The 2,867-nt window shown below is 69.1% G+C and carries 4 protein-coding genes; 1 reads left to right on the forward strand and 3 read right to left on the reverse strand.

Annotated features, from left to right (window positions below):
* The coding region (locus QZ258_RS10910) for an integrase core domain-containing protein (RefSeq protein WP_294181452.1) at nucleotides 1-132 on the forward strand (132 nt) is incomplete at its 5' end.
* A 10-nt stretch (nucleotides 133-142) separates the two neighbouring features.
* Here QZ258_RS10910 and QZ258_RS10915 read toward each other — a convergent pair.
* The 3 genes from QZ258_RS10915 to QZ258_RS10925 all read right to left on the reverse strand — a co-directional run.
* Nucleotides 143-1,030, reverse strand: a complete 888-nt coding sequence (locus tag QZ258_RS10915; RefSeq protein ID WP_294181446.1) for a carbohydrate kinase family protein — start codon at nucleotides 1,028-1,030, stop codon at nucleotides 143-145.
* Nucleotides 1,027-1,944: a pseudouridine-5'-phosphate glycosidase gene (locus tag QZ258_RS10920; RefSeq protein WP_294181448.1), complete on the reverse strand. Its 918-nt coding sequence runs from the start codon at nucleotides 1,942-1,944 to the stop codon at nucleotides 1,027-1,029. The genes QZ258_RS10915 and QZ258_RS10920 overlap by 4 nt, the downstream gene beginning before the upstream one ends.
* A 46-nt stretch (nucleotides 1,945-1,990) precedes the next feature.
* Nucleotides 1,991-2,867: FAD-binding oxidoreductase (locus tag QZ258_RS10925; protein ID WP_294181450.1), on the reverse strand; the 877-nt coding region annotated here is incomplete at its 5' end.

The raw sequence follows: 2,867 nt of genomic DNA on the forward strand, positions 1-2,867 counted from the left end.
CGGCAGGTGTTCTCCTCGAACCTTGAGCGTCAGCAAGCACTTGCGCCATGGCTGAACTACTACAACACTCAACGACGCCACTCAGCCCTCGATGGGCTCCCGCCGATCAGCCGAGTGTCACCAACGTCCTAGCCGGATACAACTAGATCGCGGGACGACCGCCGACGACCATGATGGCGCGCGCGGCGGCCTGCGCTCCGGACTGCCCCGCCAACTCGAGCGATCCGGTGGCGATCCAGGTCTCCAAAAAGCCCGCGGCGAAGGCATCGCCGGCCCCCGTGGGGTCGACGAGCCGCACGTTCGGCGCCGGCACCAGGATCGGCTTCTCGCCGCGCGCCGCCACGAGCGCCCCCTCCGAGCCCAAGGTGACGACCACGACCGGGATGCGCGTCACCAGCTGCTTCGCAATGCCCTCGGGGTCATCGCGCCCCGTAAGCAGCTTGCCCTCGGCAAGGTTCGGGAAGAACACGGTGGCGCCCGCGATCGCGGTGAGGAACCGCTCGACACCGAACTCGACGATGTAGCCGGCCGCGCCCGGGTTCACCGAGACGGGCACCCCGTGCGCGGTTGCACGGTCGATCAGATCGCGCGCCCCCGCCTCGCCGTAGCCGTCGACGATGCTGTAGCCGCTCAGGTGCAGCAGCGCGGCGCGCTCGAGCAGTTCTTCCGTCACCAGGTCGGGACTGATCACCGAATTGGCGCCGCGCTCGGTCAGCATGGTGCGATGTTCGCCCTCGACGACGATCACGATCGTCCCGGTGGCGAACCCAGGTTCGACCTTCAGATGCGGGGTCACACCGTGGTCGCGGAGCGCGCTCGAGTGCCACTCGAGCGAGTCGCCTCCGACGCAACCGACGAAGTCGACGTCGACGCCGAGCGTGCCGAGCCAGGCCGCCGTGTTCGCGGCCGAGCCGCCCGGCCGCGGACGCACCGAGGCGGTCGTGTCGGCGTCGACCAGGATCTCCCCGCGCGGCACCACGACGATGTCGTTGATGACGTCGCCGATCACGACGAATCGCGAGCCGCTCACGAGGTGCCGCCGAGCGCGCTCCAGGCGCGCGCGATGTCCGCGGCGACACGGACGTTGCTCCGCGCCAGGTCGAGATTGACCTCGAGACTGCGGCCCTCGGAGGCATCGACGATGAAGCCCAGCAGGAACGGTGTGACGGCCTTGCCGCGCACGCCAGCCAGGTCGGCCGCGGCGAAGGCCTCGGCGAGCACACGATCGTGTTCGGCCGGATCCCACTGCTGGTCGGCCGGAATCGGGTTCGCCACCACGATGCCCTGGCGCTGCCCGAGCTCGTCGCGCGCTCGCATCACGCGGGCGACATCCTCGGCGGTCTCGACGCTCCAGTCGAGCTCGAGACCGGATTCGCGCAGCCAGAACGCCGGAAAGGCGCGCGTGCCGTAACCGATCACCGGCACGCTGAGGGTCTCCAGCCGCTCGAGCGTCGCGGCGATGTCGAGCACGCTCTTCACCCCCGCGCTGACGACCGAGATCGGGACCTCGGCGAGCGTCGAGAGGTCGGCCGACTCGTCGAAGGTCTCGTTCGCGCCGCGGTGGACACCGCCGAGCCCGCCGGTGGCGAACACCCGGATTCCCGCCTGCGCCGCGAGCCACGCCGTCGCCGCGACGGTGGTCGCCCCGGAGGCGTCGCGCGCCGCCAGGATCGGCAGGTCGCGCACGCTCGCCTTGGCGAGGTCGTCTTCGGCGATGCGGCGCACGCCCTCGGCGTCCAGGCCGATGCGCGGCACGCCGTCGATGACCGCGATCGTCGCGGGAGTCACCCCACGGTCGCGCAGCATCTCCTCAAATTCGACCGCCGCCGCGTGATTTCGGGGTCGCGGAAGGCCGTGGGAGATGATCGTCGACTCGAGCGCCACGACGGGGCGACCGTCGGCGAGCGCCGAGGTCACCTCGGCCGAAAGCAGAAAGGAAGACATTCCTTCTACCGTAACCCGAGCGTTCGCGGCACCTGGCGAGCAATCGTCAACTCGCCGTGACCACCTTGCGCGGGTTGAAGTTCGAGCCCGGGTCGCTCGCCGAGAACAGGCCGCTCATCACCTTGACCCCCTCGACCGAGATGTCCTGCTCCAGCCACGGTGCGTGCTCGACCCCGACACCGTGGTGGTGCGAAATCGTGGCCCCGTGGTCGACGAAGGACTGCTGAATGGCGTTCTTGACGACGTTGTACTCGGCGATCGGGTCATCCTGGAACACGAACGCGAACGTGAAGTAGAGGCACGCGCCCGAGTGATACGAGTGCGACAGGTGCGACATGATCCAGCCCTTGACGCCGATCTCGGCGTAGGCCGCGTTCGCCGCGGCGTACGCGGCAGCGTGCACCTCGTGGAGGCGCGACCAGGGCGCCGCCGTCTCGGAGACGTCGCCCGCGGCCCCGTGGTCGAGCAGGAAGTCGCGCAGGTACGGGGTGTCGAACTTCTTCTGGTCGTAGAGCACGCCCGGCCCCGAGCCGACGCCCATCCCGCCGTGCTTCTTGACGATCGCGTCGACGAGCTTCTTCTGACGCTTGGCGTGCGCCGTGCCGCCCTCGTAGCCGATGAAGCTGAGGCAGATGTCGTCGAGGTTCCAGCCTTTGCTCTTCATGAGCGTCGGCAGCACCGTGCCGGAGAGGAACTTGCTCACCCCCGTGCTCGCCTTGCTCGTCGCGAGCGAAAAGCCGGTCTCGTTGGAGTCGGAGACGCGGGTGATCGACGGCGTCGCATCCGACTCGCTGATCTCCTGCATCGCCGCGATGCCCGCCTCCCAGGTGGGGAAGAAGTAGGCGAACACGTCGCGCTTCTCGGGGATGCGGTGCACCTGCACCGTGACCTCCGTGATGACGCCGAGGCGGCCCTCAGAGCCG

The organism is uncultured Schumannella sp. (genome assembly GCF_905479755.1).
Lineage (GTDB): Bacteria > Actinomycetota > Actinomycetes > Actinomycetales > Microbacteriaceae > DCRR01.